Origin of the sequence: Kaistia sp. 32K, assembly GCF_016629525.1 — a bacterium.
GTDB lineage: Bacteria > Pseudomonadota > Alphaproteobacteria > Rhizobiales > Kaistiaceae > Kaistia.
In genome coordinates, this window is the sequence record NZ_AP024269.1 from 2,631,942 (window position 1) to 2,656,130 (window position 24,189).

38 protein-coding genes are annotated in these 24,189 nt (G+C 63.5%); 22 read left to right on the forward strand and 16 right to left on the reverse strand.

Going from position 1 to position 24,189, the window contains the following annotated elements; translation table 11 throughout:
• Window positions 1–8: 8 nt before the first annotated feature.
• Window positions 9–920, reverse strand: a complete 912-nt coding sequence (locus K32_RS11995) for a site-specific integrase (protein WP_244669946.1) — start codon at window positions 918–920, stop codon at window positions 9–11.
• A gap of 112 nt (window positions 921–1,032) precedes the next feature.
• Here K32_RS11995 and K32_RS12000 point away from each other — a divergent pair, with 112 nt between their 5' ends.
• Both K32_RS12000 and K32_RS12005 read left to right on the forward strand, forming a co-directional pair.
• Window positions 1,033–1,959, forward strand: a complete 927-nt coding sequence (locus tag K32_RS12000) for an AbiV family abortive infection protein (RefSeq protein WP_201404222.1) — start codon at window positions 1,033–1,035, stop codon at window positions 1,957–1,959.
• 86 nt (window positions 1,960–2,045) lie between these two features.
• Window positions 2,046–2,486, forward strand: a complete 441-nt coding sequence (locus K32_RS12005) for an NUDIX hydrolase (protein WP_201404223.1) — start codon at window positions 2,046–2,048, stop codon at window positions 2,484–2,486.
• A 34-nt stretch (window positions 2,487–2,520) separates the two neighbouring features.
• On the opposite strand, the gene K32_RS12010 is transcribed toward K32_RS12005, so the two are convergent.
• The 3 genes from K32_RS12010 to K32_RS12020 all read right to left on the reverse strand — a co-directional run bounded on the left by K32_RS12010 (window position 2,521) and on the right by K32_RS12020 (window position 4,666).
• The gene (locus tag K32_RS12010) at window positions 2,521–2,808 is read right to left on the reverse strand and encodes a hypothetical protein (RefSeq protein WP_201404224.1); all 288 of its coding nucleotides are present in this window, start codon (window positions 2,806–2,808) and stop codon (window positions 2,521–2,523) included.
• Between the two features lie 35 nt (window positions 2,809–2,843).
• Window positions 2,844–3,695 (reverse strand): hypothetical protein, encoded by an 852-nt coding sequence (locus K32_RS12015; protein WP_210342769.1) that lies wholly within the window; start codon window positions 3,693–3,695, stop codon window positions 2,844–2,846.
• Window positions 3,696–3,913: 218 nt separating this feature from the next.
• Complete coding sequence (locus K32_RS12020; protein WP_201404226.1) at window positions 3,914–4,666, reverse strand: DJ-1/PfpI family protein; 753 nt, start codon at window positions 4,664–4,666, stop codon at window positions 3,914–3,916.
• A gap of 95 nt (window positions 4,667–4,761) precedes the next feature.
• Here K32_RS12020 and K32_RS12025 point away from each other — a divergent pair, with 95 nt between their 5' ends.
• Window positions 4,762–5,712 carry a GlxA family transcriptional regulator gene (locus tag K32_RS12025; RefSeq protein WP_201404227.1) on the forward strand — a complete coding sequence of 317 codons (951 nt, stop codon included), beginning with the start codon at window positions 4,762–4,764 and terminating at the stop codon, window positions 5,710–5,712.
• 374 nt (window positions 5,713–6,086) lie between these two features.
• Entirely contained in the window at window positions 6,087–6,653 is a 567-nt protein-coding gene (locus tag K32_RS12030) for a hypothetical protein (RefSeq protein ID WP_201404228.1), read from the forward strand.
• A gap of 260 nt (window positions 6,654–6,913) precedes the next feature.
• Here the strand turns inward: K32_RS12030 and K32_RS12035 are convergent, their stop codons facing one another.
• A complete protein-coding gene (locus tag K32_RS12035; protein ID WP_201404229.1) occupies window positions 6,914–7,429 on the reverse strand; it encodes a DUF4142 domain-containing protein in 516 nt (171 codons plus the stop codon).
• Window positions 7,430–7,732: 303 nt separating this feature from the next.
• On the opposite strand from K32_RS12035, the gene K32_RS12040 reads away from it, so the two are divergent.
• The gene (locus K32_RS12040; protein ID WP_201404230.1) at window positions 7,733–7,972 is read left to right on the forward strand and encodes a hypothetical protein; all 240 of its coding nucleotides are present in this window, start codon (window positions 7,733–7,735) and stop codon (window positions 7,970–7,972) included.
• A 94-nt stretch (window positions 7,973–8,066) separates the two neighbouring features.
• On the opposite strand, the gene K32_RS12045 is transcribed toward K32_RS12040, so the two are convergent.
• Window positions 8,067–8,378, reverse strand: a complete 312-nt coding sequence (locus K32_RS12045) for a hypothetical protein (RefSeq protein ID WP_201404231.1) — start codon at window positions 8,376–8,378, stop codon at window positions 8,067–8,069.
• A 269-nt stretch (window positions 8,379–8,647) separates the two neighbouring features.
• On the opposite strand from K32_RS12045, the gene K32_RS12050 reads away from it, so the two are divergent.
• Complete coding sequence (locus K32_RS12050; protein WP_201404232.1) at window positions 8,648–9,667, forward strand: sensor histidine kinase; 1,020 nt, start codon at window positions 8,648–8,650, stop codon at window positions 9,665–9,667.
• The gene (locus K32_RS12055; protein WP_201404233.1) at window positions 9,642–10,019 is read left to right on the forward strand and encodes a response regulator; all 378 of its coding nucleotides are present in this window, start codon (window positions 9,642–9,644) and stop codon (window positions 10,017–10,019) included. The genes K32_RS12050 and K32_RS12055 overlap by 26 nt, the downstream gene beginning before the upstream one ends.
• Before the next feature lie 241 nt (window positions 10,020–10,260).
• Here the strand turns inward: K32_RS12055 and K32_RS12060 are convergent, their stop codons facing one another.
• Entirely contained in the window at window positions 10,261–11,316 is a 1,056-nt protein-coding gene (locus K32_RS12060) for a hypothetical protein (RefSeq protein WP_201404234.1), read from the reverse strand.
• A gap of 115 nt (window positions 11,317–11,431) precedes the next feature.
• Window positions 11,432–11,608: a hypothetical protein gene (locus K32_RS12065; protein WP_201404235.1), complete on the reverse strand. Its 177-nt coding sequence runs from the start codon at window positions 11,606–11,608 to the stop codon at window positions 11,432–11,434.
• A gap of 142 nt (window positions 11,609–11,750) precedes the next feature.
• On the opposite strand from K32_RS12065, the gene K32_RS12070 reads away from it, so the two are divergent.
• Together K32_RS12070 and K32_RS12075 are read left to right on the forward strand one after the other, a co-directional pair.
• Complete coding sequence (locus K32_RS12070; RefSeq protein ID WP_201404472.1) at window positions 11,751–11,939, forward strand: type II toxin-antitoxin system HicA family toxin; 189 nt, start codon at window positions 11,751–11,753, stop codon at window positions 11,937–11,939.
• Between the two features lie 24 nt (window positions 11,940–11,963).
• Entirely contained in the window at window positions 11,964–12,368 is a 405-nt protein-coding gene (locus K32_RS12075; protein WP_201404236.1) for a type II toxin-antitoxin system HicB family antitoxin, read from the forward strand.
• Between the two features lie 13 nt (window positions 12,369–12,381).
• Here K32_RS12075 and K32_RS12080 read toward each other — a convergent pair whose 3' ends face one another.
• The 6 genes from K32_RS12080 to K32_RS12105 form a co-directional block, all read right to left on the reverse strand.
• Complete coding sequence (locus K32_RS12080) at window positions 12,382–12,669, reverse strand: hypothetical protein (protein ID WP_201404237.1); 288 nt, start codon at window positions 12,667–12,669, stop codon at window positions 12,382–12,384.
• On the reverse strand, window positions 12,666–13,787 hold the full coding sequence (locus tag K32_RS12085; protein WP_201404238.1) for a PcfJ domain-containing protein: 1,122 nt from the start codon (window positions 13,785–13,787) through the stop codon (window positions 12,666–12,668). The genes K32_RS12080 and K32_RS12085 overlap by 4 nt, the downstream gene beginning before the upstream one ends.
• A gap of 106 nt (window positions 13,788–13,893) precedes the next feature.
• Window positions 13,894–14,466, reverse strand: coding sequence for a hypothetical protein (locus K32_RS12090; RefSeq protein ID WP_201404239.1), 573 nt, complete (start codon window positions 14,464–14,466; stop codon window positions 13,894–13,896).
• Window positions 14,463–15,050: a hypothetical protein gene (locus K32_RS12095; RefSeq protein ID WP_201404240.1), complete on the reverse strand. Its 588-nt coding sequence runs from the start codon at window positions 15,048–15,050 to the stop codon at window positions 14,463–14,465. Before K32_RS12095 ends, K32_RS12090 begins: the two co-directional genes overlap by 4 nt.
• Window positions 15,051–15,232: 182 nt before the next feature.
• A complete protein-coding gene (locus K32_RS12100) occupies window positions 15,233–15,502 on the reverse strand; it encodes a hypothetical protein (RefSeq protein ID WP_201404241.1) in 270 nt (89 codons plus the stop codon).
• Window positions 15,503–15,521: 19 nt separating this feature from the next.
• Complete coding sequence (locus K32_RS12105) at window positions 15,522–16,112, reverse strand: hypothetical protein (protein ID WP_201404242.1); 591 nt, start codon at window positions 16,110–16,112, stop codon at window positions 15,522–15,524.
• A 265-nt stretch (window positions 16,113–16,377) separates the two neighbouring features.
• On the opposite strand from K32_RS12105, the gene K32_RS12110 reads away from it, so the two are divergent.
• On the forward strand, window positions 16,378–16,773 hold the full coding sequence (locus tag K32_RS12110; protein ID WP_201404243.1) for a helix-turn-helix domain-containing protein: 396 nt from the start codon (window positions 16,378–16,380) through the stop codon (window positions 16,771–16,773).
• Here K32_RS12110 and K32_RS12115 read toward each other — a convergent pair.
• Window positions 16,770–17,000, reverse strand: a complete 231-nt coding sequence (locus tag K32_RS12115; protein WP_201404244.1) for a hypothetical protein — start codon at window positions 16,998–17,000, stop codon at window positions 16,770–16,772. The two genes, K32_RS12110 and K32_RS12115, sit on opposite strands and share 4 nt — an antisense overlap.
• Window positions 17,001–17,483: 483 nt before the next feature.
• Between K32_RS12115 and K32_RS12120 the strand changes: the two genes are divergently transcribed.
• The 11 genes from K32_RS12120 (at window position 17,484) to K32_RS12170 (ending at window position 21,824) form a co-directional block, all read left to right on the forward strand.
• Window positions 17,484–17,705, forward strand: a complete 222-nt coding sequence (locus tag K32_RS12120) for a hypothetical protein (protein WP_201404245.1) — start codon at window positions 17,484–17,486, stop codon at window positions 17,703–17,705.
• A complete protein-coding gene (locus K32_RS12125; protein WP_201404246.1) occupies window positions 17,702–17,935 on the forward strand; it encodes a hypothetical protein in 234 nt (77 codons plus the stop codon). The genes K32_RS12120 and K32_RS12125 overlap by 4 nt, the downstream gene beginning before the upstream one ends.
• Window positions 17,932–18,573, forward strand: a complete 642-nt coding sequence (locus K32_RS12130; protein ID WP_201404247.1) for a hypothetical protein — start codon at window positions 17,932–17,934, stop codon at window positions 18,571–18,573. Before K32_RS12125 ends, K32_RS12130 begins: the two co-directional genes overlap by 4 nt.
• 121 nt (window positions 18,574–18,694) lie before the next feature.
• Complete coding sequence (locus tag K32_RS12135; RefSeq protein ID WP_201404248.1) at window positions 18,695–19,015, forward strand: hypothetical protein; 321 nt, start codon at window positions 18,695–18,697, stop codon at window positions 19,013–19,015.
• Window positions 19,012–19,215, forward strand: coding sequence for a hypothetical protein (locus K32_RS12140; protein ID WP_201404249.1), 204 nt, complete (start codon window positions 19,012–19,014; stop codon window positions 19,213–19,215). Before K32_RS12135 ends, K32_RS12140 begins: the two co-directional genes overlap by 4 nt.
• Window positions 19,212–19,427: a hypothetical protein gene (locus K32_RS12145; RefSeq protein WP_201404250.1), complete on the forward strand. Its 216-nt coding sequence runs from the start codon at window positions 19,212–19,214 to the stop codon at window positions 19,425–19,427. The genes K32_RS12140 and K32_RS12145 overlap by 4 nt, the downstream gene beginning before the upstream one ends.
• Complete coding sequence (locus tag K32_RS12150) at window positions 19,424–19,651, forward strand: hypothetical protein (RefSeq protein ID WP_201404251.1); 228 nt, start codon at window positions 19,424–19,426, stop codon at window positions 19,649–19,651. Before K32_RS12145 ends, K32_RS12150 begins: the two co-directional genes overlap by 4 nt.
• 9 nt (window positions 19,652–19,660) lie before the next feature.
• Entirely contained in the window at window positions 19,661–20,437 is a 777-nt protein-coding gene (locus K32_RS12155) for a DUF1643 domain-containing protein (RefSeq protein WP_201404252.1), read from the forward strand.
• 2 nt (window positions 20,438–20,439) lie between these two features.
• Window positions 20,440–20,754, forward strand: a complete 315-nt coding sequence (locus K32_RS12160; RefSeq protein WP_201404253.1) for a hypothetical protein — start codon at window positions 20,440–20,442, stop codon at window positions 20,752–20,754.
• Window positions 20,755–20,853: 99 nt separating this feature from the next.
• Window positions 20,854–21,570 (forward strand): hypothetical protein, encoded by a 717-nt coding sequence (locus K32_RS12165; protein WP_201404254.1) that lies wholly within the window; start codon window positions 20,854–20,856, stop codon window positions 21,568–21,570.
• Window positions 21,567–21,824 carry a hypothetical protein gene (locus K32_RS12170; protein WP_201404255.1) on the forward strand — a complete coding sequence of 86 codons (258 nt, stop codon included), beginning with the start codon at window positions 21,567–21,569 and terminating at the stop codon, window positions 21,822–21,824. The genes K32_RS12165 and K32_RS12170 overlap by 4 nt, the downstream gene beginning before the upstream one ends.
• Before the next feature lie 220 nt (window positions 21,825–22,044).
• Here the strand turns inward: K32_RS12170 and K32_RS12175 are convergent, their stop codons facing one another.
• Entirely contained in the window at window positions 22,045–22,851 is an 807-nt protein-coding gene (locus K32_RS12175) for a helix-turn-helix domain-containing protein (protein WP_201404256.1), read from the reverse strand.
• An 88-nt stretch (window positions 22,852–22,939) separates the two neighbouring features.
• On the opposite strand from K32_RS12175, the gene K32_RS12180 reads away from it, so the two are divergent.
• A complete protein-coding gene (locus K32_RS12180) occupies window positions 22,940–24,124 on the forward strand; it encodes an MFS transporter (RefSeq protein ID WP_201404257.1) in 1,185 nt (394 codons plus the stop codon).
• The last annotated feature ends 65 nt before the right edge of the window (window positions 24,125–24,189 follow it).

Consider the following 24,189-nt stretch of genomic DNA (forward strand, 5'->3'; position numbering starts at 1 on the left):
CGTCGACATCAGAGGAAGCCTTTTCCGGCGTGATCCTTGAAGGCTTTCGCCCGGCGGTCGTAGGCCTTGAGCGTCCGCATATCCCGGTGCCGGGTCACGTCCATGACCTTCAGCAGGTCGGCACCATCCGAGAGCGCGCTGGTGACGAAGCCGGCGCGGAGCGAATGCCCGCCGAAGGTCTCGCCGTCGAGGCCGGCGGCAGCCGCATAGGATTGGACAATCCGCGCAACGGATCGGTCGGAAAGCGCAACGAGCGCGACCCGATCGCCGTGCACGGCGCGGAACACCGGGCCGTCTGAAATGTTCGCGGCGGCGAGCCAAGCGTCGAGGGACTCGACGACCTTGAGCTTGCCGCCGCGCGGGATCGGGATCTGGTGGCCTTGCCCTGTCTGATCCGTCTTCGATTTGCGGATGTGCAGGATCAATCCTTGGGGCAGACGCTCCAGATCCGGAACCATAAGGCCGACGAGCTCGGAGCGCCGGAGCGCACCGGCGAAGCCGACGAGAAGCAGCGCGCGGTCGCGCCGGCCGGCGAGCGTCTTCGGGACGCGACGCATCATCAGCGCGATTGCGTCGACCGTCGCCGGCGCCTTCTGCCTCTTCGCCTCGCCGATCGTTCGGCGGATGCCGCGAAGCACGGATTTCACCGTCTCGGCGTTCACCGGCGGCTCGAAGCCGGCGCGACGATGCACCCAGCCGATGGCGGCGGAGCGGCGATCGATCGTCGAGACCTTCAGGCCCCGGTCAGCCAGTACGGCGAAATAGGCGGCGACGGTCTCGACCGATGCCGGGAGCGACGCAGCACCAACGCCCCGGCACCAGGTGTGGAAGTCGCGAAAGTCAGAGGCGTATGCGCGACGGGTGCCATCGGCGCTCTCGGCGTCCGCATAGTCGGCTGCAGAGGCCAGCGCATCGCTCAAGCGCTCGGGAGCGCTTGAGGGTATGAGCGTGCCGATAGACATCACGGACTGTGGGTGAAACGGTATGCGAGCTGAACGAACGGCCCAGATGGGCCGCCACAGGGAGAATGCTATGTGCTCCGGTGCCGCTGGATCACCGAAATCAAATGAAGAACGGGACCTTTGGGATGAGACAGTTCAAGGGCTGCTCAACGGGGGTGTCGATCTAGCGGAATATCTAAGAGTGTCAGAAGGCGACCATAAAGCCTATATCCTGCGCTTCAGAGCGCTCCACAGCCTTCACGGCGACCCTCGCATTCGCGAGATAATGCAGCGTCAATCGCAGAAAATACGGTCTGACGCGGGCATCGTAGTAGATGAACGAAGGGTAACAAGCAGACTTTCCGCTCGCGACGCTCACTCACGGTTCAAGATATTTGCCGAAATGCAAAAGGCCATGCTCGTCGGCGAACCGTCGCTGCTGACCGGATCAACATTTGAGGAGTGTCTGGAGCAGTATCAGCGGCTGATCGGATGTGTCGAGAAAACGTGGGAGACTGCCTGCGATTTGTACCGTGGCAATAACTATCCGCTTTCGACCTTTCTTTCGCTCTTGGCCATCGAGGAGACCGGCAAGCTTACACGCTTGTTCCAAGACCTATTGCGCTTCGATCGACCTACCCTTCATCCGACCATGCCCCCAAAAAAGAGCCACCGAGGCAAACACTTCCTGGCCGCAATCGCAGGCGCCCTGGTTAATGCTCGCCTAGATCGCGTCCTAGGTCAGGAGGCCGTCCGAGCGCTGCTTCAGGATGCATGCGACAAAGAGTTTGAAAAATTGAGGCAACGCTGCCTCTACATAGACCGGGTGGATGATGTTTGGCGCATTCCCACTGAAGCTGTCGGCAAAACGGAAGCGCGACTTTATTCTGTACTCGCAGGCGAGCTGATCGCTGAAGTGCTAGGCCACTTCCCGTGGGAATTTCGCCGACTGGTGGCCGCGGCGGCCTCCTACGAAATCTCCATCGGCTATCCCGAACCCCAAGTTCGCGCGGTCTAGGCCACGTCCGGGAAGGGCAATTATCGGACACGCGAAACTCGGCGCTGGGCGGTTGATCCGATGAGCAACGCGCCTATGATTTCGTCATGTCTAAGCCACTTCGAGCCGCGGATTGCCGCGACATCCTCTTCCAGGTTGCTGCGCTGCCCTATCGCATCAACGAGTTCGGCAAGACGGAAATCCTCGTTCTGACATCACGCGAAACTCAGCGCTTCATCATCCCGAAGGGATGGCCAATGAAGACGAAGTCGAATGCCAGGTCTGCGGCCATCGAAGCGGAGGAAGAGGCGGGCGTTCGAGGAAAAATCTCAGCCAGACCGATAGGTGAATACCGCTATTTCAAACGGTTGACCGACGGCTTTGCGCTAGTCCACGTCGACGTGTTTAGTCTCGAGGTGAGAAAGACGAGCGGCAGTTGGAAAGAGGCGTCCGAGCGCGAGCAGTGTTGGCTATCGCCGGCAGAAGCAGCTTTGCTGATCGATGAGCCTGAGCTCGCCAGCCTGGTCCGCAACTTCAATGCCCGATAGCGACTTGTCCCGACGACTAGCCGCGGCTGCTGCCCTAGGTAGGAGCCGCCGGCCGCTTGGTCGAGCGCAGCACGACCGGGATGATCCGGCCGTTCCTCCTGATGAGACCCGGCTGCACCGGCAGCTTTTCGGCACGCCGGATCTGCGCGCTTGGCGACGGATCTAGTTGATTGGCGATCGCCAGAAGGCGAACGGCGACGGCATCGCGCTCAACGTGGAAAGCTTCCGGATCGCGTCGCATCGGCATCAGCCTGCGAACTCGATCGACGATGGCGCGGAGCTCCGCCGCGGTGCTGGGATTGGCGAGGGTCGCGTCGACCATGTCCGATTCCAGAGCCCGAAACGAAAAGCGCCCGCTCACCGTTTCCGGCGCCGGGCGCGTTTCTCCAAAGTGGGCGAACCATCGACCATCAACGGTGCGTTGTCAACGGGCCTCGCGAGCTGAATATCAACGATCTCGCTGTGCGTGCCGCGGTCGACGACGCGCAGTTCCCGCGCGGGCCCCGTGATCGAGATCTCACCTGATCCGCGCGCATGGTCGGGCACGGTCATGTGGTGCCCGCCAGCGTCCGACTTGAAGCTCCGCAGCTGCCGCGCCGCCCTCTCGACTGTCGTCTTCTTGCCGAACGTCGCCTTGACCGTCTCCTTCAGAGGCGCGCCGACGGTCAGTGTGGTCAGACGCTGAACCTTCGGCTTGCCGATCGCCGTGGCGTTGTAGCCCCAGAACCGCGCCAGTTCGTCGAGCGCCTCCAGCAGCCGGCCGGTGACATAGCCCTCGGCCCGCGCCCCCGACACCGCGCCGCCGTCGTCCTGCCAGTCCTGCGCCGTCTCCTGGATGGTCCGCCCTTCGCCGATCGTCGAGACCAACAACCGATGCCCGATCATGCCAACGCGGGGCATGATCTTCTTCAACTCGGCCGCCGCATGCACGACCTGGTCGGTAAGCGGGTCGCCGCCGCCACCACCACCGTCGACGGCCTCCTTGTAGTCCATCGCCTTCAAGGCGCCGATCGCTGCGAGCTGCCAGATCTTCTGGAACCGCTCCCCGGCCTGGTACTGCGCCTCGTCAAGCTTCTTCCTGCTCCGAAGGTGGTCGAGCACCGTCGCCCGAATGTTCACCTTTGCCGTGATCTTGGTCCCGGGAACCGACGGGTCCTCGACGATCCGCGTCCCCTCCTCATACCGCCCGTTGTAACCGATGCCGGACACCGCCGACTTCCGCTTCGCTGCCGCCAATTCCGCCCTCTGCCGCCATGAGCACACGAAAAACCCGGCTGCCGTTGCCGGCGCCGGGTTCAAGACCTGAAGATGTCAGGATGTGGGATTGGTGCGCCTAACCCCGGGGGTTGTCAACCGAAGCTTGCCGTCCGCTCTGCCCACGATGCAGGCCAGGTGTTCAGCATCAAAGGGCGAAGGCGCCCATTTGATCAGGCTTCCGCCGTCTTCAACGCGACCAGCGCGCTGCGCTTATATTCGCTCTCAAGCGGTGCCATCATGGCCTCGAATACCGCGACATCCGCACGAGAGGCATTCTTCGGATTGCCGGTGTTAAACGGGGGATGGGGATCGTACTCAAGGACCAGCGCCAGGAGTTCGGCGATCTGCCGTCCGAATGCCGCTTCGGTCACCAGTAGCGCGGCTTCAAAACTGCCGACACCCGGCCCAGCGGTGTAGAGATTGCCATCCACGATCGTGCCGTTCCCTGAGGGTACGACCTCGGTGACGCCGAGCGAGGACAGAGTCGGGATCGCATTGTAACTGGCCGTGGCGCGTCGGCCCTTCAAAATTCCAGCGGCACCGAGGAGCAGCACACCGTTGCAGATCCCGATGACATACGATGCTTTTGCGGCCTTCTCGGCGATAAACGGGATGACTTCCGGATCGGACAGAATTTCGGGCGGCAGCATGGGAACGGCCAGAACATCCAGCTTCTCGGGACAGTCCGCAAAGGTCGTGGTCGGCAGTGTCCACCAGTTGGGGAAGCCTTCGACGGCTTCGGAGGTCTTCCATAACAAGTGGATCTCCGCCCCCGGCGCGGCACCGAACACGGCTTGAATGCCCGCCATATCCATTGGGATGAATCCCGGCGCGATGAGAATTCCCACCCTGAAGGGTACAGCGTCCTTGGGCGTGGTGGCGGACCGTAAATGATTGAGGGAGGGCAAATTGGTCGGGATCATGGGGGGCTCCTTTCGGGTTTGACGCTCAAAAATTAGCAGCGTACGTGGATGCTCCAAATGACCAAGAACCCACCTTTCAAGACATGGACACCCCGATGCACCAGCGGAAGATTTCGTTCGTCATCATGCCCGGATTTGAAATGCTGGACCTAGCCGGGCCGCTCAGTGCCTTCTACATGGCTCGCGAGATGTTCAAGGTGCCCTATCTGACCGAAACGATATCCGCCGAAGGCGGCCTGATTTTTAGCGAGACAGGCCTCGCCGCCGAAAGCATTCGGCCGGATCCGTCGCAGCACTACGATACGATCATCGTCATTGGTGGCGCCGTCGCACATCTTCCGGGCAACAGTCCGGAAACCGTGACATTGCTGCGCCAGATTGCCCAAAACACATCGCGCATCGCCAGTGTCTGCACCGGAGCGTTTCATCTGGCTGAGGCTGGTATTCTCGACGGCTGTCGAGCCACCACGCATTGGCGATATGCGCCCAATCTTCAGGCACGCTTTCCCTCGCTGCGTGTCGATGCGGACAAGATTTTCATCAACGACGGAAACATATGGACCTCCGCCGGCATCACCGCAGGAATAGACATGGCGCTCGCCCTTATCGAGGCGGATGCCGGGTTTGATCTTTCCCGATCGGTCGCACGGGAACTCGTCGTCTATCACCGACGGCGGGGGGGCCAGTCCCAATTCTCAGAACTTCTGAATATGGACGCCGGTTCGGACAGGATCCGCGCCACGCTGGCGTTCGCCCGCGAACATCTCCACGAAGACCTGTCGCTCGAGCGACTCGCCGGGATCGCCTGCCTCAGCAGCCGGCAGTACTCTCGCGTTTTCCTGAAGGAAATCGGAGAGACGCCCGCGCGCGCGGTGGAGCGCCTTCGCGCCGACGCCGCAAGGCCCCAATTGGAGGCCGGTATAGAGCCCATTGAAGTCATTGCCCGTCAGGTAGGGTTCGGCAATGCTGAACGCATGCGACGCAGTTTCATCAGGCTATTCGGCCAAAACCCGCAGGCTTTGCGGCGAACGGCACGGGCCTCTTAGAGTTGGCGGATCCAAGGGCTGATCCACGACCGCATGCCGGTCATCATCAGGCCCGAGGATCGCGCCGGCTGGCTGGCCGAGCCGATCGCCAACTGATGAACTAGACCAGCGAGAAGCGGCCCAAATGCTCGAGCGCGTGCTGCGCGAAAACGGCGTCGTCGGCGACATCCCGCGCCGCCTCGAGCGGACGGCCAGAAGCTGGCCGGCTCACCCGGTGGAACAATTTGCTCGATGCTGAGCCTGAATCCGGAAAGCCGAGAGTTCCGAGGTACCTTCCAGTCCAGCTAGTGCTTTGACTCCCGTCTCCAAGGATTTCAGCATTGCACGGGCGGTCGCCCCCGCGACCGCCACCACACCCCCTCAGGAATGCAACCATGACAGTCGACTTGATCAAGCAGGCGTGGCTCGGTAGCTGGGTCAGTATCGCCCCCGAGCTGCGCCCAAGCGCGCTCAAGAACGCGGACGGCACGCTGAAGCCGTTCTACCTGACGCGTGAATTCAACACCCTGCCGGACGATCGCTTTGAGCTGACGGTCGTAAACCTGCACGATCCCTACGGCCGGATCCCCCTGGCGCGCATCTACATCCGCGGTCACACACTCTGGCGCGGCGAGCACCCGATCGCCGCGGGGGCCCAGAAGGTCGATTTCGTCGCCGACGAAGCGTATGAGGTGACGCCGCTCGCGCAGGGCTTCGCCGACCTCCTGAACCAGGTGGCGGCGCAGGACTACGCCAAATGGGAAGTCGGCCAGACGCAGAGCATCTTCGGCAAGAACTTCGCCCCGTTTGGCCTGGTGGCCGGCAAGAACTTCCAGGAATACGACCTGGTCTATCTCGCGCACGACTTGCTGTTTTGGGGTGCGCGCAACATCGACGGACGGGGCTTCGATACCGAAGAGAACCGGCCGACCAATCTGCAGATCCCGCTCGTCCGCAACTAGGTGCGCAGCAACTCGGAGGCGGACTCTTCGGGCCGCCTCCAACCCCGCGGCCCAACAGCCTTGCGGATAGCGGCGGCATAAACGACGACGACATCAGGCTTGAAATAGAGAGGATGCGATGAACTTGAGTGCCCCGCTGGTGAAGGAATAGACCACCCAGAAAAGCCCTCCCGCCCAGACAAACAGGACAGCAGCCCCGCCTGCTGCCAAAACCGCCACGAGCGCTCTGCTCAGCCGGACCGGGGGGCGATGGAGGATACTCATGGGACGACCGTCTTTTCGAGCGCGCCCAGCATCTCCTGATGATGCTGCAGCATAGGAAGGTTTTTCGCGGCGAACCCTTTCACGGCCCCGTTGGAGCCCTCCGTTGAGACCAGGGTGAAGAGGGAAATGGCCTCCTTGTGAGCATCCGATTGCTGCTGCCAATAGACATTGTCGAAGTTCTCTGGCGTGGCAGCGTTCAGCTGGTCAATCAGCTCTTGGTGAGCGCTGTCCAGGGCAGTCGGCATCGGGAAGTCGCCCGCCACCGCCTTCAGTTCCTCGCCCGCCGCCGTGTGATCCTTGATCATCGTTGCGGCAAACGCCCTCAAGTCTGCATTCTGCGCCTTGCTTAGGGCTATCCGCGCCGCCTTCACCTCATAGATCCCGGCGACCGCCGCGCGGTTGATGAATTCTTCCGGCCGCGGGACGCGCTCGACCTGCGCTCGCACCAGAGAGAGGCCGAAGCCGATCAGCGCCGAACCCATCGCTATGGCAATCAATCTTGAAGCTGACATCAGAGGCTCTCCCTGAGGAACTGCATCTGATCGAACCCGCCAACCGCCCAACAAGTTCCGGGCCCGGGAGCGCACATACTGTGCGAAAGTGCGGAACTGTCACCGACCGTCCGAGTTGCCTCTTTAGACACGTCGCGCGTCAACCGGACGCGGCGGCAGAGGGAACAGGGCGATTTTTCCGGTTTCTCGACCTGGCCAACGAAACGGCAGCCGAGCCTTTATCCCGCCCGCGACATGTCGAAAGCCCGCCAATCCTCTTCCCCGAGTTGGCGGGCTTTCCCTTAAAAGCAAGAGGAGGCCCTGATGTCCAACATGCCACTTGTACCGCCTATTCTCCCGCTGCCAGACGACGACCTGAACAAGCCTGAGCCTGGCAGCGAAGCCGCGGAACGCGAAAAGGCCGAGCGCGCAGAACGTCTGGCAGAGGGCGAAGTCCTCGACCCGGAGGATCTTGCGGGCGAGGACGTCGCCGATACGGTCAAGCGGGAGATTGAAGCCGCCGAGCGCCGCCAGAAGGGCGAACCGGACCCCGAGAGCGAATAGCGCGCCGGAGCGGAGGCGGTCGCCCTTTTTGGGGTCAGAAACACGAGCCGGAAGACACCGCCTCGCGTGCACGCAGTTGCGCGCCGCGCGCGAGCTAGTCCGAAGCCTTGTCCGGACGGCCTTCGTCTCCATTCTCCGCCTGGGACTTTGGCTTGCGTTCCCACTCCTCAGGACCGCTTCCGACGACATCGCCCAGTCCAACCTCGTCCCGCCCGCCAATGAAGCCATCACGCTCTCGATCCAGAGGCGGGGGAACTCCGAACTTGTGGCGGAACATCGTTGCGGGGCGTGGCCCCTTGGGCTCGCCATAGACGGGCGCCTGCGCCTGGACGTGCGAATCCAGCGGCTTGTCGCCGCCGTCTGCCGGCATATCGGCCTTTTCGTCCGGGATTTGTGGCTTGGTCATGCTGATCTCCTGGTTCGGGTCAGAAGCAAACGGTTGCCGCGCCTCTATGGTTGCCAGGGACGTTCCTAACTGAGTTGCGATGTCAGGCCCTGTCGGGCAAGCAAAACGTGGCAGGACCCAATTCCTGCGGATCCTTTCGACACCTGAAACATTGGGGTTTGCGCGGAGGGCAGTGAAGCGAGTGGGGCTCAAGCTTAGCCAGAGTTAGCGTCGCCTTGTCACCGTAACCCCTGATGACACGGCCCTAATGCAAGGAGGGGCAGGAGCATATGACGTTGGAGGAACTATACCGGCTGCTCCGCAGCAGCCATGTCCAGACCCAAGGGATCGTGGACACCTTGGAGGAACCTCTTGTGGTTCTCGATAAGGCCCTGTGCGTCGTCAATGCCAATCCGGCATTTTACAGGGCGTTCAACACCGACCGGGAAAGCACGCTGGATCAAAGCCTGTTCCTAATTGGGAACGGGCAGTGGGACATTCCGGAGTTGCGCAAGCTGCTTATGGAAGTTGTGCCCAAGGCGGCCGCGATAGTCGGTTACGAAGTCAGCCACAATTCCCCCGCGCTCGGCCAGAGAACAATCCGCATTAGTGCCCGTCAGCTTCTGCATCCGGACAACAACAGTACTCAGCTGCTCGTAGTGTTTGATGATGTTACCGAGCAGCAGAGGGCCGCGGAGACGAAAAACATCCTTGTCGCCGAGACGCGACACAGAATGAAGAACCTGATTGCCATCGTGAAGGCGATAGTCCGTCAAACGGCCGCCAAGGGCTTGTCCGGCGAGGAATACCGCACCTCCCTGATGGGGCGCATCAACGCCGTCTTTGACGCCCAGGACTTCATATCGTCTTCTGAAGAAAGCGCTGATCTATCCTCCTTAATCAGCCAATCATTGAAGCCGATAGCAGGCTCTCGCGCCAGAATCATTCCCGGCCCCGCAGTCAGCCTTACCCGCTATCAGGTTCTGCCGGCGACAATGATCCTGCACGAGTTGGCAACAAACGCGTTCAAGTATGGCGCTCTGTCCAACGAAAGCGGCATCATTCAGGTTAGCTGGAGCACGGAACTCCAGGATGGTCAGAGGCATTTACTACTCGATTGGCGGGAGGAAGGGGGCCCCCTCGTGTATCCGCCGAACCACCGTGGATTTGGCTCACAGCTGATTGAATTCAGCGCCAAGGCTGAAGGAGGAGCATCGTTGCTCGATTTCGATCCCGCCGGCGTCCGCGTCCAGATCCGCCTGCCTTTGGCGCAGGAGGTTGTCGATGGAGCTGCGCTCGCCAGCACCTAGTATCCTGGTAATCGAAGATGAAAGCCTTATCGCCATGGAGCTCTGTATGGTGCTGGAGGACGGCGGCTATACAATCATGGGCCCGGTGGCATCCGTAGCTGCCGCGTTGGCGATGCTGAACAAGGACCTGCCCGATGCGTGTGTCCTAGACCTCAACTTGCGAGGCGAACATAGCGTACCCGTGGCGGTCGCTTTAAAGCAGCGCAATGTTCCTTTCCTCTTAGCGACTGCCTACAAGCCGGGAACGCTAGATCTGCACCCGGCTTTTGCAGGTGTGGGGCACGTTGGCAAACCCATCCTGCCGGAGGCGCTACTGTCGATGATCGCTTCGCTGCTGAAGCGACGAGCATAGGTACGCCTCACGGGCTGCTGATCCGCAATAGCTGTTCCCGAGTCAGCCGAGGCCGCTGGCAGCGATTTAAGGCTGACCGCCATCGAAGGCTCCAGTTCGCGGCTCGAGCCCGATCTGCCCGTCCACCCGTACCCGAGCAGCCCGAAATTGGGAGGACTGCTGACCCGCCGTATGGTACCGGCCGCTTGGCAGGGTGCGGAGGACATCGCGCAGTCGCCGATAAGGTCAGTTGTGCCTCCGGTCATCGCGCGCCTCTTACGGCGATCGCCGGCTCCGGCCGATCGATGCCGAACTCGTGCAGGATCTCCTCGAGCATCTCCGCCGGCGCGCGGCAGCGGCCGGAAAGCGGCGGCGGCCCCCATACGGCGGCGTTCCACCGGCGATAGTCCGGCCAAGACGCCTCGTCCGGCCCGCGGCTGACACGCGTCTGCCCCCATTGCCGAAGCTGTTGCCGCCAAAGATCCGGCGTCGGCTCTGACGAAGCGGCGCCGCGCCGAGCCGGCATTTCCGGTCGCTTTCGCGCGTCGGAGTCGGCGATCGCCTGCCGGAAATACCGAAGCGACGTCGGCAGCTGGAAGGTCTGCCTTCGCTGTACCGCCTCGATTGTCGCGAGGATTTCCTTCTCGCCATAGCCGGCCTGCAGCCATGCGACGACCTCGCCGAGATCGTTGCGATAGCCGTGCTCGCTTCCGAGCATGGCGCAGACGCGCCTGTGGAGCGCGACGGCGTCGTCGGTGACGGCTCGCCGTCGTTCTCGCCCCTTGAGATCATCGAATTCGAGAAGGGCAGCGGCAGCGGCATTGGCCGGCGGATCCGCCTCCTGCGGAGGTGGTGACTCTGCTGCTGCTGCTTTCTTTTCTAAGTTGGCTTCTGGCTTCTGAGTAATAGGTGACCTATTAGGGTACCTATTAGGTAGCGATTTTTCCTCCGTGTTTTCAATGGCTTGTGACCACCGTCTTTCGACGGCTTTTTGGCCGATTTTCGACCGCTGAAAGTCCTTCGTCATGCGACGGGAGTAGACGACACCGTTCCGCGTGCGGCTTAAGACGCCTGCCTTGTCGAGCTCGGCCATCATGGCATCGACCTCGTCCAGCGACGCTCCCACCATCCGGGAAAGCATGTCGTTACCCACGGGCTGACCGGCTATCAGCAGGTGGCCATAGGGCTTCGCCTCGTGCATCAGGCACAGGCATTCCATCCAGAGACCGCGCGCGGCAAGCGATACCGCGCGCAGTGCCTGATCCGCGCGCCAGTCGCGCGGGTAGAACTTCATCCAGGGGGCACTGGCCGAGCTCATGGTGTCAACCACCCAGTATTGCTGACCGCCCGGATCGCGGGCGTCATCGAAATCATGGTCGTCCCTAGGCAGTCATTTGCCTGACGAGCTTCCGTACCGCCGAGACGGCCAACTCCTAGCCGCCACAACGGCTGCCCTGCGCAAGCGGCACCGTCCGGTGCTGGCCGCGCCCGTCGAGCACCAGGTGCGGGTGTCGGCCGAAGGTGATCGAAACATCGATCCCCAAGGGGCGCGCCAGCTCGTGGCTGACCTTCAGGACTTCGCGGACGTGCTTCTGAAGCACATGCGGCATGCGGGTCTCCTTCGGTTTTCAGGACGCCGGGGGAAGCGATCGCGGCGGCGTGGCGCGGCGAAATCATGCGCAGTTTCATGCGCAGACATCTTGAAGGCCTCTCGATCCATGCGCATATATATGCGTATAGGAAAGGGGAAAGATCGTGAGCGACAGCCGGGAAATCATCCGGAAGCTTCAAAAGGACGGGTGGTTCGAGGTCGGCGTGACCGGATCGCACCACCACTTCAAGCACCCGACCAAGCCCGGAAAGGTCACGGTCCCGCACCCAAAGAAGGACCTGCCCATCAAGAAGGTGCAGTCGATCGAGAAACAGGCGGGCTGGCGCTGAGCCAGCCCGAAAAGGAGAAACCCGATGCGCTATGTCGCCTTCATCCATAAGGACCCCGGGAGCGTCTACGGCGTCAGCTTCCCGGATTTCCCCGGCTGCATCTCGGCCGGCGATACCGCCGACGAGGCCGTCGAACAGGCCGCCGAGGCGCTCTCCGGCCATGTCGCCATGATGGCGGCGGATGGCGATGCCATTCCGGCGCCCCGCTCGCTCGAGGAAATTCTCGCGGATCCCGCGATCGAGGAAGAGCGGGAGGGAGCGAGCTTCGCCTTCGTGCCGCTGATCCGCGAACAGGGCGCCAAGGTGCCGGTGAACATCTCGCTCGACGCCGGCCTGCTCGAGTCGATCGACGAGGCCGCTCGCAAGCGCGGCATCACCCGGTCGGCATTCCTGGCGAGCGCGGCCCGGAAGGAGATCGTAGCGGCCTAGTGCGGGGGACGTTTCAAGCACGACGCCTGCTCCCCGATTCAGTCGCCGCCGCGATGGCGAAGTTCGCCATGAGATCGCAGCAACTCGCGCAGAACAGAAACGTCTCGGCGCGCCGGGTCCGCGCTTCCATGCGGGCCCGGACGCGCTCCGCCTTGGCGATCGTCGCGCCACAGCTGCAGCAGGATCCGGCAGCTGGCGCATCGATCATCTTGTCCGAGAGAACCCGACCTGGCGTGCCCGGCACGGCGGGCTTCACGGCGAGGATCAACCGATCGCGGCGGATGACGGCGGCGGGCTTCATGTGAGCTTCCCCCCGACATCCTCACCGGGAGCGTGGAAGTCTCGCGATATCAGCGGGTGAACTTCTCCCTGGGAGTAGAGAGTCAGCGGCACCAGATGCGCGCGCTGGGCGGCAAGAAAGGCGCTGGCAGCTGCCTGGATCTCGCGTGACGGGCTCGCATTGCTGGGGCCGCGAAGCTGCACCATACGCAGGCCGAACAGGTCGGATTCGTGAAACTCCACGGTCGCGACCCGGATACGGTCTTTGCGGATCGAATAGATGCGGCTGACGCCGAAAACGACATCCTTGATGTAGGTCGCCACGCAATGCCGCATGGCGGCGCCCTCGCTGAAGAGTGCCTCGGCCGAGCGGAGAGCGTGGAAGGTGTAGGAACCTGCTTCAATCGTCTCCGGCAGGCTGCCGTAGTCGATGAGCTGGTCGAAGCCGATGCCGAGAGCCTCGAGCTGGGCCGCTTCCGTCCTGCGTCGCCCCAGTTCGATGTGCCAGCGATCGGCCGCCGCCAGGGCGCCGTCGAACGTGAGCTTCGAATGCAGGCGGTCGGGGTTTCGGGCGAAGAAGTCCATCAGCGTCGACACGTGGTGCCGCAGCTCTCTTCGGCCGTTTACGGCGGCCCGGCCGAAGGCCTTGACGCCCCATTCCCAGGCTTCGCCTTGACTAGTTCCTAAGTCCCATCGAGCACGCGTCAGCGCTTGCCAGTCCCGGAGCGCTCGAAGCCACTCCAGCTGAAGAAGCGGCCGCTCGGTCGGGATCGACTGTGCCAGGACCGACGGGGGAATTTTCCGAAGCTCAAGGATCGCTTCGAAATTTGAGGGTATGATCACAGGACCCCGGAGCTTGCGAAGCGGCAGGGGAGCCCCGGCGTTCTCCATGATCTCCTTCAGTCGAAGTCCGCGACGCACCTTGTCGCCGAAGCGATCCGCGAGCGCGTGGCGTTCGGTGGGGCTCAGATCGAGCTTGCCCCACGAATAGAAGACGGCGATCGCGGGGGCCTGCTCGAGATACTGGATCGCGAACGGATGCGTGCGCGCCATCAGCGATGTCAGGCTGAACAGAGCCTGGTTCGGCATAAGGGACCGCGCGCGCCCGAAGGCCTCGTCCCGCCAGTCGATTTCGGTCATGCCGCCGCTCCATCGAAAAGAGGTTCGCCGGCCGGCGGCTTCGGCGGCGCCGGTTTGGTGGTCAGGGTGTTGAGAGGGATGAAGATCCCGACATGGCCGTGCTGGCTCATGGCCGGCCCTCATAGATCAGGCGAGCCAGTCCGCGCCCTGGACCTGGCGCCGGCGCCCAGACGTACCAGGCGTGATCCTCGGTCCCGCCCTTATCGCCGGGGAACCATTGGATCCGATCGACCAGGGCGATTTTGGCGACGTACCGCGGATTGTCGCGGAACAGGTCGACGCGCGTCTTCCCGAAGTCGAATTTCGCGGTCAGCAGCAGTGCCACCAGGCCGCTGCAGCGCTCGAGCGAAATCCGGGCGAACCGGACGGCATCGCGGTTCTGCTTGCCGTATGGCGGGTTGGTATAGAGGCGCGTAATCCCTGGCGGGACCGGCACGAACGGCGCGAAGAAATCGCGGACCCAATCATGGGGCCGGTCGTAGACGGCAATGTCGCTGGTGAAGACCTCGGCGCCATGCGCGCGCAGCACGTCGGCAATCTTGTGGTTGCCGGCCGCCGGCTCCCAGATCCTGTCGTTGGGCTCGACGGGGAAATGCCGCAGCAGCGCCTCGGTCGCCCAGGGCTCGGTTTCGTAGAGCTCGTTTGCGACCCGCTCGAATTTGGAGGCGACAACGGTCATGCCGGACCTCCCGGCAAGGCTGCTTCCTGGCTATCGCGCCGCTCCGCTTCCCCCTTCAACACGTCAGATGCGAGTGAGCGGAGCGCGGAGGCGTATTTCCGGTGCCGCATTGCGCTCTTGATCAAGGAACCCCGGTGGCGCGGGTTCTCCTGTTGGGCGGCAATGCCGTCATGCCACTTCGCCGCTTTCTCCAAGCCAGGCGCCTCAGCGTTGGCGTGGGTGACAGGGGCGGCGCCCAACTCCTTCGGCGCGAAATCGCGGTCGGCCTGCTTCTCGACGTCGAACGCCCGAAGCAGCCATTGCGGATCCGGATGCCAATTCGTCGTGCCGAACCACACAGCACCCGGAATGATCAGCCGCTCGGCCGTCTCGCCGCGCCAGTTCGTATAGATGATCGCCACCGGCTTTTGCCCTGGCGCTTCGGCGGCAGCAGGCTCCGGCGCCGCGGTGAGCAGGAGCGAGGCACGGAGTCGGGCATTCTCTGCCTGGAGACCAACAATATGCGCGGCCGCGTCGCGGAGCAGATAGCGGATATCGATCATGCGCATTGAACGGGGATCGAGGCGAAGCAAGCGCTCGGCCATTCCGTCGCCTTTCGGCGCCGCTGCCGCCGAGGGTGGGGAGGCGAAGACCGCCTCAACGGCATGTCCCGCGCGGAGCCAGCGATCCCTAACAGTCGCACTCTCGGTGTAGCCATAACCACCAACCCGAGGGGGTCGGCGTTTCCGCCACGCACACGGCTCCAGCTTCACTTCGCTCGTCATGGTCATTCCCCGTCGTGCTCGATAAATTGCTTGGCCGGATCCGTTTCGTCGCCGATCAGGTAGAGGTAGGGGCCGCCGTGCTCTCTCACGGCGCGCTGAACCACATCCGGTGTTGCGTTGAAGGCCAGGGCGGTTTCGGCGACCGAGACGTCGCGCAGTTGCATCGCTGACCAGATCGAAACGGCCCTGGAGAAATCGGAGAGGCGGATCCCGGCTTCTGCGTCCTCGTCGTCAAAATCCGCTGTCGTGAATGGCGCCACTTCGCTCGTCATGGTCATTGCTCCAGCTCTCTCATGCTGATCCACCCGGGCGCCGCGTCGCGCGCTCGGTTTCGACGTCGGCCTCGAACTCCCCGACCTCGTTGCGAACGCGCTCGGCTTCGCGGTCGAGATCGTCGAGTTGCTTCTCGGTAAGGTTTTGGACGCCCTTGGCAAAGGTCGCGCCGAGATCCGCCATCAGCTCGCCGACGGATTCGGCGATGTCGCCAAGGTGTTGGCCGAGCGCCTGCGCGTCGGCGGCGACGCTTTTCTTCGGCACCAGCTGATAGCCGAGGAGATCTGCGTAGACGGCGAGGACGACCGGCTCGCCTACATCGCGCTCGAGGTCGAGCAAGATGTCGATCGGCGAATAGGTGTCTTGCTCGGTCGCCAGGCCATATTTGTTCAGGCGCTGGTGGCCGCAGCGTGTGATCGACGCGGCGCTCTCGTCGCCGCCGGCGGCCTTGAGCAGGCGACGGAACGCGGTCTTCAGCTTGGCGCGGTCCTCTTCGGTGCCCGGTCGGTCGAGTTTCAGGCGCAAGTTTCCCTCCGTTGCGCGCTGCCGCGCCCCGCTTTCACTGCGATGATCTGATCTGTGTCGCCCGCTACCGGGCAGCTTCTGCAAGCCTCAAGAGGGGGCCGGCGGTCGCTCGCCCTCCTGCAGGAGAGAATGCGAAGAGTCCTCTCTGAAGCCCCATAGGGAACGGGGAGCTCTGATCTCTTGTTTGGCGAGCTTGGCCGCGTGCCCAAAATAGAGTTTGGGGGGGATTTGACCGCGCTTACGCCAGTTTCCAAGCCGCGCCGGGGAAACCCCAAGCACGTCTGCAGCTACAGACAGGCCGCCCAGCTCCTGGATGAGAGCAGCGATATCATCAACGACGCGTGTGCTCATGACGCATAAATACACGTTGTGTGATTTTCATTCAACCCATCATGCGTGCATGGCTTCACAGGCCGTGAATCGCGATACTGCTGCTATGAATGAAGATCGTCAGCTCGACAGCTCAGAGGCCATCGGCCTTCGCATCGTGCAGCTTCGCAAGGCGCTCGGCTTCGAGCGCGCGAATTCTTTCGCCCGATTTCTTGGGATCGAAACCAACACCCTCGGAAATTACGAAGTCGGGCTCCGCAGGCCAAGCCTTGAGTTTGCGGCCAAAATCTGCGGCCGAACCGGCATCACGCTGGACTGGTTGTACTGGGGATCGGTCGTCGGTCTGCCTGTCAACCTGCTGCAGCTTCTGCAGTCCGTGGACGAAGCAGACCAGGGCGAGTCGAAAGCCGGCTAAGGCCTTACTTTGTCGGTTTTGACTAAGCTAAGACGCCCCTTTGCGTCCAGCGGTAGTGCATTCCCTTCCGGATCATCGTCTAGGTAGTGCTCGATCAGGCTTCTTGCCTGTTGAAGCACGACGAGCGCATCTCTCGGATTTTCGGGCAAAACCCCAACCAGCAAGAGTGCTTGCCTTCTGAAGCGCCTTGCCTTTGCGCTATTAGCGATACTGCCGCTGTATTCCATGATGTGGCCCCCTAAGGCCTTACGCAATACTTGACCGGCCATACTAACAAGGTCGTGTTTTGGCTGCGCGGGCCAAACGTTCACGTGGTAAATTTCCGGAAAATCACGCAGCGTGATTTTTCTGTTGACTGATACACGGAACGTGAATTAGCGTTTTGCCATGAGCACGGCGATCGGCGCCGTGTCGAGTTTCACGGAATGGCAATGCAGCCAGTCCATATCGCAATCCGGGCAGCACGATCCGCGTTCGTCACCGAAGACCCCGAGCCGGCGATCGCCGGCGCGTGCTCCGTCGCAAACGCCGCGCGCGCCGAATTCCTCGCTTCCGTGATCCCCAATCGAACCGCTCCGGCCCCCACCGGAGCGAAGGAGGGCGCCGGCGCGCCCGAGCCCGTCCGACGAGCGGTCTGAGCCCCCCTCGCGCGCTCGTCAGACGCGGGCAAGCCGGCGCCCTTAATTCCTTCCTCCGCATCGGAGCTGTCCATGGTCCAAGGCAGAGCATTCGCGGCCGTCGAGATCGCGCGCCGCTGCAACATCATCCCCTTGCTGATGTCGGCCGACATCTGCGCGGCCGTGTCGGCCGATCGATCTCTGTTGGCGGATCCGGAGCGGCTGACAGCCCATCTGCTCGGCCTCGGATTCACCCGCGGCGAAATCGAGTTCCGTCTCGACCCCATCACCCGCGAGCTGAGGAGCGCCGCATGACCCTGGCACCCCGAATCCTTCCCCGCGAGAAGCTTCGGCTTGCTGCGAAGCCTGCATCGCAGCACGGCTTCGGCGACCTCGTCGAGTTCTGCGTCGACGCGTGCGGATGTCGGTATCGCGGCCGTGTCCTCGCCTGTGACGCCCCCGGTTTGACCGCGGTCACCCTTGGCGGCGCCGGCAGCTTCCTCGTCGCCACTGATCGGCTAACCAGCATTAGGAGGCTTTCATGATCAAGGAAGACATCCAACATTTCGACGCGCGCGCCGCCTGGCTTCAGCTTTCCCCGGATGTTCAGGAGGAGGTCGGCCGCGCCGCGCTCGATCTCGCCATGAGCTGGGAGCTCGGCGTAGCGGTCGATGAAGGCAATGCCGACCAGCGCCTCCAGCGCGCCGCGGAGGCCGGCGAGTTCATGGCCGCCGACCAGTTGGCCGGCGCCTTTGAGGTCCATGTTCCAGACGAGATGAAGCGAGCGGGAGACATTCCTCGCGTTCCCAGCGCGGTCGGCACGGTCTGTCACAGCTGCGGCTGTTCTGAATTGGACCGTTGTGACGACGGCTGCGACTGGACAAAGACGATCGCTGTGCTGCCCGTCTGGCGCGCGAAGCCAGCCCAGGCGCCGCGGGCGCTGGTGACGCTCGCGGACTTGGTCGAGGGCGACGCCGGCGGTGTCGGCCTCGAGCGGTTGTCGGCAGCCCTTCAGGTCTACGTCGCCATGCGCGGCGAGCGCATCACCGTCCGCGCTGCAGCCGAAGCCTTCAACACCACCGACCAGGTGATCGCGGAAGTCCTGTCTCGCGCGCGTTGGGCCTCGATCGCCGGCCCGATCGGCAACCCGGTTATGGCCGCCATCGAACTGGCTGGGGAATAGCGATGAGCAAGGTTCGGGAGCAGTCAGAAGCCGCGGCCGCCGCCCTTCGCCGCGCCGGCAAGCGCGCCGCCGGCCATCTGCTCGACGGTATCACTCACCGCGAATTCCCGGGAGGCCAGTGATGCGCTCCCCGAAACGCCGCGACATCGACAAGTTGGTCTTGGCGCTCAAGACCTCGAAGATGCGGCGCATCGTGCATGTCGACACGAGCTCCGGCTCAATGTCCGTGTTCCGCCCGCTGGTCGACGAGCGCGTCGAGATTCAGTTGCGCGTGCCGAAGCACGGCGCCGGGCCGGTGAAGCTGCGCTTCACTTTCACCGAGAGCAAGCAGGCGTTCACGACCTATCGCGAAGTGGCCGAGGTCGTGCTGGCACACGATCAGGACCTGCAGGACGAGATCGACTGGGAGAAGACCGCCCCAAAAGCGAGGGCGGCGGGATGACGCTCGAGCAATTCCACAACGGCCTGCGGATCCTGCTGAACCTCGACCTGCACGACTTGGTCGCGTTCGGCGTCATCGATACCGGCGACCTCAATGCCTGGCGCGCCTTTCAGGCTTCTCCCTGGGCCTGGATGATCCGAGCCGAGGATCGCCGATGCCGCAATCTCTGGACCCTCATGCAGACGAGGATGGTCCGATGAGTGCCGCGCGCCGCGTCATCCTGCTGCTCATCATCGTCATCCTGCTCGTCGGTGCCTCATCGGCGATCGCGTCGATGATCATCGCGCGGCATTTCGGGGCGGGCATCAGGCACGCTGTTCTGAAGGTCGAATCCCGCCGCAGCCTTGATCCTGCGCACGACGCTCTGCTCGGCCGGATCCAGACCATCGCCTACGAAATGGTGGCCACATGAAAATCACGATCGAGAGCACCAGCCAGATCGTCCACGTCAACGGCGTCGAGGCGCGGATCTGGGAAGGCGCAACAGAAGCCGGCGTGCCGGTTTTCGCCTTCCTGACCCGGATCGTGCCTGTGACTGGCGACCTAGAGGCGCATCGCGTTTTCAAGACCGAGCTCATGAAGACCAAGGCTCCATCGGCGGCCGTCGAGGGCATTCCCCTCCGGCTGGTTCTGTAGGAGATCGCCATGCTTCCCGGCCAGCTCGCACTGACCTTCCAGGACGAAGCTCGCGGATCGATGCCGCGCGGCGAGATCCAGCGCTCGGCGGCCTTCTCGAGCCGACGCAGGGCCTATCGCTGGGAGCTGCGCCGGGAGTGGGAACATGGGCCCGCGATCGCTTGGGTCGGCCTGAATCCGTCGCGCGCCGATGCTGATCGGGACGATCCGACGACGCTCCGCGAGATCGGCTTCTCCTATCGCTGGGGCTTCGGGGTGCTGGTGAAGGTGAACATCTACCCGTTTTGCTCGTCGACGCCCGGCGGGCTGCATGCCTGGCGCCGCACCAGCGCCGCCGGCCCGGGCTTCCTGCGGGAAGCTGCCGAGCGTGCGGCCGCGGCGATATCGCATTGCGACCTGTTCATTGCGGCCTGGGGCAATCACGCGGATCCGGATGACGTCACTATGTGGCTCCGCGCCATCGATCGCGTGCTCGGTCGAAGCGTCGCCTGGCACGTCGTCGGCATCAACGCCGACGGCTCGCCGCGTCATACGCTTTCGCCCGGCCGCCGCCGCGTTCCCGACAATGCCCAGCCGATGCAGTGGGAGATCCCCAGCAGCATACCGGCGGGCTCGTCCGTCCCGACTGATCGCCGGGACTCAGGCCCCGCAGGCACCGCGTGTCTCTCCCGCGCGGACCAAAAGCCAGCCTCGGTGACGAGCGAGGTTGGCAGCAAACGTCGCGGTGACCGCATCCCACTCGCGCCGCTTTTGGCCGGTGCGTCAACTTCTCCGGAAAGAGGGTAGCTATGAACAAGTCGAAGACCTTCCCGACCTTACTGAACAAGACGGACGCCATGCTGTATGCGGCCGACATGCTCGATCGAATGGTGTCGGACGTGCAGCTCCTTTCCCTTTTCAAGCAGGTCTACGACAAGCTTCCCCCGGAAGCCCCTATCGAGGTGAAGCGGAGAACAGAGGAGTTTCGGCGCATCACGGCCGGGATCGTCGATGCCGATCTTCAGGGTGATGCCATGAGGGCTGCAGCAGCTGAAATTCGCTCGATGGCCCATGAGACCAAACTCGCCGAGGCGCGCGCCGCGGCGAACGGCATCCAGGTCTAGTCGGTCGGAGCACGGCGATGACCGGCGTTTCCCGCGAGCGCCTTGCCAGCGCGCTGATGCGGGATGCGGAACCCCCGCTGCCGCCCAGGAGCGTGTCCTATGGCTGATCGCTCGATCCCCTTCACCGCGCCGATGGTCCGCGCGCTCATCGCCGGCACGAAAACGCAGACGCGGCGACTCACCGGCGTGCCGACGATCGAAGAGGTGGCCGGCTTCGGCTGGCACGTCCACAACAAGGCGGGCGGCGTGATGAACGTCGATGCGCACAACATCGGCAAGGTCGCGGCGGAGCTGCTGCCGATCCAGCCCGGTGATCGACTCTGGGTCCGGGAGGCGTGGCAAACCACACCCTCTCTTGACCATCTGAATGCCACGCAAATAGCTGCCGCCTGCGCAGAGGCCGGCTGGAAGCGGCCTTGGGCGCCGCTCCTCTTCAACGCCGATGGAAAAAAGCGGGGCAGCGCAGAGGAATGGAACGGCGAGGATGTGGGCCGGAGACGATCCGGCCGCTTCATGCCCCGCTGGGCCTCCCGTCTGACGCTCACCGTGACAGAGGTCCGCGCAGAGCGGCTGCGGGACATCAGCGAGGCGGATGCGATCGCCGAGGGCGTCGAGCGCGATAGCGACGGCTGGCGCGACTACCTGATGCCGAGCACGCAGTGCTGCGTCACCGCCCGCGCCAGCTACCGCACCCTCTGGGAGGCTATCAACGGCCCCGGCGCTTGGAAGGCCAACCCTTGGGTTGCCAGCTATACCTTCACGGTCGAGCAGCGGAACATTGACGAGGTATCGCCCTACGGAGCGCGCCAGGAATGAGCCGGCGGCGAAGCAAGGTCGATCCGGATCTCTTCGAAGGGGTCGCAAGTCGCGTCCTTCATCGCAAGCTGCCGGAGCAGAAACCGATCACGCTCGATCGGCTCAAGCACGCCCGACGACTGGCGGCGCGGTTGCTCTTGATGGACGGGGAAGCGGCGCGCCCCATCTTTGAAATGCTCGATCGTGAAGTGCAGGAAGCCGAGCGCAAAATCGACAATCTTGCGCGTGTGCGCGCCATCGCGAACGGGGCATAGTCGCGATCACAAACTGGGTAACAATTCGGGTAACATTGCTATCGTCAATCATTGGCCCAACTGGCCCAGACCCAGCAGAAATGCTCGCTTTCGCCAAGTCTTTGAATTCCGGGCCGAATCTCTTCCTCTCCGCCATTCCACTTTCAGAACAATCTTAAGCTGCGCTCGGACCGTCGTATTTCTGCGGTTTTCAGGCGACTGGATCGCGTTCCACCAGCGCCTAGGGGCCGCTCTTCAGCCGCGCGAAATACCGGGCAGGCGTCTCGCCTACCGACTTCTTGAACATGGTGATGAAGGCGGTCACCGACTCATAGCCCAAGGCCTCGGAGACGCGCTGAACCGTGGCGCCGCTCGCGAGTTCGCGCAGGGCGACGAGCAGGTGCAGGCGTTGCCGCCAGCGGCCGAAGGTCAGGCCCGTCTCCTGCTCGATCAGGCGCGACAGCGAGCGCTCGCTGAGGGCCAGCCTCGCAGCCCACTCGTCCAGCCGGCTGCGGTCTCCCGGATTGGCCGTCAGCATGCGGGCGAGCTGCTCGATCTTGGGATGATCGGATACCGGCAGGCGCAGCGGCTCCTGCGGCATGGCGGTCAGCTCGTCCAGCAGGATCCGCGCCAGCCGGCCTGCGTGGCTCTCCTCCGAGTAGCCGTCGCCGAATTCCGCAAGCCGGTCGATCAGTTCCCGGACCAGCGGGGTGACGGCCAGAATGCAGCACTCGCCCGGCAAGCTCGCCGCATCGGGTTCGACGAACAGATAGGAAAGGCGCGCATTGGCCGTCGCCGTGTTGCTGTGATCGATGCCGCCCGGAATCCAGACGCCGCAATGGGGCGGCACGATCCACAGACCGCCGGCGGCGGTGCAGGTCACGGCGCCATGATGCGCGAGCACGAGCTGGCCCTTGCGGTGCCGGTGCATGGGGACTTCCGCTTCATAGTCCGCGAAATCGAGGTGCAGGGCCACGGCAGGCACCCGCGACCGGTCGGGAACATAGGCTGCGATCGCCGATTTCAGCTGCTTCAACGCTTTGGCCATTTTTCGATATTTTGTGGCAGAATATCGAAATTCTTCGAGCCAGCCAATCGGCTAAACGACCAGCATTCCAATCGGAAGGCTGGTTCAAATGACAAGAAAACGCATTGCGGCCGCTGGACGGCCCGTCCTGCTCCTGGTCGGCGTTCTGCTGATCGCCGCAAATCTGAGGGCGCCGATCACCGGCGTCGCCCCGCTGCTCGATGCGATCCGCGATGCGTTTTCGCTCGGGACCGCCGAGGCCGGCATCCTCACCACCTTGCCTCTGCTGATCTTTGCCGGCGCATCGCCCTTCTGCGTGCTGCTGGCACGCGAATACGGGCTCGAGCGCAGCCTCTTCATCGCGCTGCTTCTGACCGCGGCCGGCATCATCATCCGGTCGTGGGGCGAACAGTGGACGCTGTTTCTGGGCACCGGCGTGATCGGCCTGGGGATCGCCATCGCCAACGTCCTGCTGCCGAGCCTGGTCAAGCGGGACTTTTCGCACCGGATCGCCGTTCTGACGAGCACCTATGCCTTGACCGCCGGCGTGGTGGCTTCGCTGGCCTCCGTCGCCGCCGTGCCGATCGCCAACCTGCCGGGGTCGGGCTGGAACTGGGCGCTCGGGGCCTTCCTCGTCTTTCCGCTCGTCGCGATGCTGGCCTGGATTCCGCAGCTCAAGGGGCACAGCGCGCCGGCAGCCGCCACGCCGACGCCGCCCCATGGCGGCAAGGTCTGGCATTCTCCGCTCGCATGGCAGGTCACGTTCTTCTTCGGCCTGAACTCCCTCGTCTACTACGTTGTCGTCACCTGGCTTCCGGTCATGCTGACCGAGGCGGGATATTCGCCGGCCGCCGCCGGCTCGCTGCACGGCGTGTCGCAGCTGGCCACCGCGATTCCGGGCCTGTTCCTCGGGGCCATTGTCGGCCGGATGAAGGATCAAAGGGCGATCGCCGTCGGGGTCGCTGCCGTCACCGCCCTTTCGCTGATCGGGCTGATGCTGAAGCCCGGCTGGGGGATCCTCTGGAGCGCCCTCTTCGGCGTCGGCGCCGGCGCGACCTTCATCCTGGGGCTCGCCTTCATCAGCCTCAGGGCCGCCAATCCGAGGCAAGCCGCCGCGCTCTCCGCGATGGCCCAGAGCGTCGGCTATCTCGTCGCGGCCGGCGCGCCGCCTGCGATCGGCTATCTGCATGACGGGTCCGGATCCTGGACCACGCCCCTCCTGATCTGCACGGCGGTCTGCGTGGTCATGGGCCTGCTCGGTCTCGGGGCGGGGCGGGCGAAGCAGATCGACTGATGAGGCCGATCCCGGCGTCGGACGTCCCTGGCCATGATCTGAACCTTAGGGCGGCCGACGCGTTC

Coding starts and splice junctions, on each gene's coding strand:
- K32_RS12000 (WP_201404222.1), top strand. CDS start 1,033: ATGTGCTCCGGTGCCGCTGGATCACCGAAATCAAATGAAGAACGGGAC.
- K32_RS12005 (WP_201404223.1), top strand. CDS start 2,046: ATGTCTAAGCCACTTCGAGCCGCGGATTGCCGCGACATCCTCTTCCAG.
- K32_RS12010 (WP_201404224.1), bottom strand. CDS start 2,808: ATGGTCGACGCGACCCTCGCCAATCCCAGCACCGCGGCGGAGCTCCGC.
- K32_RS12020 (WP_201404226.1), bottom strand. CDS start 4,666: ATGATCCCGACCAATTTGCCCTCCCTCAATCATTTACGGTCCGCCACC.
- K32_RS12025 (WP_201404227.1), top strand. CDS start 4,762: ATGCACCAGCGGAAGATTTCGTTCGTCATCATGCCCGGATTTGAAATG.
- K32_RS12030 (WP_201404228.1), top strand. CDS start 6,087: ATGACAGTCGACTTGATCAAGCAGGCGTGGCTCGGTAGCTGGGTCAGT.
- K32_RS12035 (WP_201404229.1), bottom strand. CDS start 7,429: ATGTCAGCTTCAAGATTGATTGCCATAGCGATGGGTTCGGCGCTGATC.
- K32_RS12040 (WP_201404230.1), top strand. CDS start 7,733: ATGTCCAACATGCCACTTGTACCGCCTATTCTCCCGCTGCCAGACGAC.
- K32_RS12045 (WP_201404231.1), bottom strand. CDS start 8,378: ATGACCAAGCCACAAATCCCGGACGAAAAGGCCGATATGCCGGCAGAC.
- K32_RS12050 (WP_201404232.1), top strand. CDS start 8,648: ATGACGTTGGAGGAACTATACCGGCTGCTCCGCAGCAGCCATGTCCAG.
- K32_RS12055 (WP_201404233.1), top strand. CDS start 9,642: ATGGAGCTGCGCTCGCCAGCACCTAGTATCCTGGTAATCGAAGATGAA.
- K32_RS12060 (WP_201404234.1), bottom strand. CDS start 11,316: ATGAGCTCGGCCAGTGCCCCCTGGATGAAGTTCTACCCGCGCGACTGG.
- K32_RS12065 (WP_201404235.1), bottom strand. CDS start 11,608: ATGCCGCATGTGCTTCAGAAGCACGTCCGCGAAGTCCTGAAGGTCAGC.
- K32_RS12075 (WP_201404236.1), top strand. CDS start 11,964: ATGCGCTATGTCGCCTTCATCCATAAGGACCCCGGGAGCGTCTACGGC.
- K32_RS12080 (WP_201404237.1), bottom strand. CDS start 12,669: ATGAAGCCCGCCGCCGTCATCCGCCGCGATCGGTTGATCCTCGCCGTG.
- K32_RS12085 (WP_201404238.1), bottom strand. CDS start 13,787: ATGACCGAAATCGACTGGCGGGACGAGGCCTTCGGGCGCGCGCGGTCC.
- K32_RS12090 (WP_201404239.1), bottom strand. CDS start 14,466: ATGACCGTTGTCGCCTCCAAATTCGAGCGGGTCGCAAACGAGCTCTAC.
- K32_RS12095 (WP_201404240.1), bottom strand. CDS start 15,050: ATGGCCGAGCGCTTGCTTCGCCTCGATCCCCGTTCAATGCGCATGATC.
- K32_RS12100 (WP_201404241.1), bottom strand. CDS start 15,502: ATGACGAGCGAAGTGGCGCCATTCACGACAGCGGATTTTGACGACGAG.
- K32_RS12110 (WP_201404243.1), top strand. CDS start 16,378: ATGACGCATAAATACACGTTGTGTGATTTTCATTCAACCCATCATGCG.
- K32_RS12115 (WP_201404244.1), bottom strand. CDS start 17,000: ATGGAATACAGCGGCAGTATCGCTAATAGCGCAAAGGCAAGGCGCTTC.
- K32_RS12120 (WP_201404245.1), top strand. CDS start 17,484: ATGGTCCAAGGCAGAGCATTCGCGGCCGTCGAGATCGCGCGCCGCTGC.
- K32_RS12125 (WP_201404246.1), top strand. CDS start 17,702: ATGACCCTGGCACCCCGAATCCTTCCCCGCGAGAAGCTTCGGCTTGCT.
- K32_RS12130 (WP_201404247.1), top strand. CDS start 17,932: ATGATCAAGGAAGACATCCAACATTTCGACGCGCGCGCCGCCTGGCTT.
- K32_RS12135 (WP_201404248.1), top strand. CDS start 18,695: ATGCGCTCCCCGAAACGCCGCGACATCGACAAGTTGGTCTTGGCGCTC.
- K32_RS12140 (WP_201404249.1), top strand. CDS start 19,012: ATGACGCTCGAGCAATTCCACAACGGCCTGCGGATCCTGCTGAACCTC.
- K32_RS12145 (WP_201404250.1), top strand. CDS start 19,212: ATGAGTGCCGCGCGCCGCGTCATCCTGCTGCTCATCATCGTCATCCTG.
- K32_RS12150 (WP_201404251.1), top strand. CDS start 19,424: ATGAAAATCACGATCGAGAGCACCAGCCAGATCGTCCACGTCAACGGC.
- K32_RS12155 (WP_201404252.1), top strand. CDS start 19,661: ATGCTTCCCGGCCAGCTCGCACTGACCTTCCAGGACGAAGCTCGCGGA.
- K32_RS12160 (WP_201404253.1), top strand. CDS start 20,440: ATGAACAAGTCGAAGACCTTCCCGACCTTACTGAACAAGACGGACGCC.
- K32_RS12165 (WP_201404254.1), top strand. CDS start 20,854: ATGGCTGATCGCTCGATCCCCTTCACCGCGCCGATGGTCCGCGCGCTC.
- K32_RS12170 (WP_201404255.1), top strand. CDS start 21,567: ATGAGCCGGCGGCGAAGCAAGGTCGATCCGGATCTCTTCGAAGGGGTC.
- K32_RS12175 (WP_201404256.1), bottom strand. CDS start 22,851: ATGGCCAAAGCGTTGAAGCAGCTGAAATCGGCGATCGCAGCCTATGTT.
- K32_RS12180 (WP_201404257.1), top strand. CDS start 22,940: ATGACAAGAAAACGCATTGCGGCCGCTGGACGGCCCGTCCTGCTCCTG.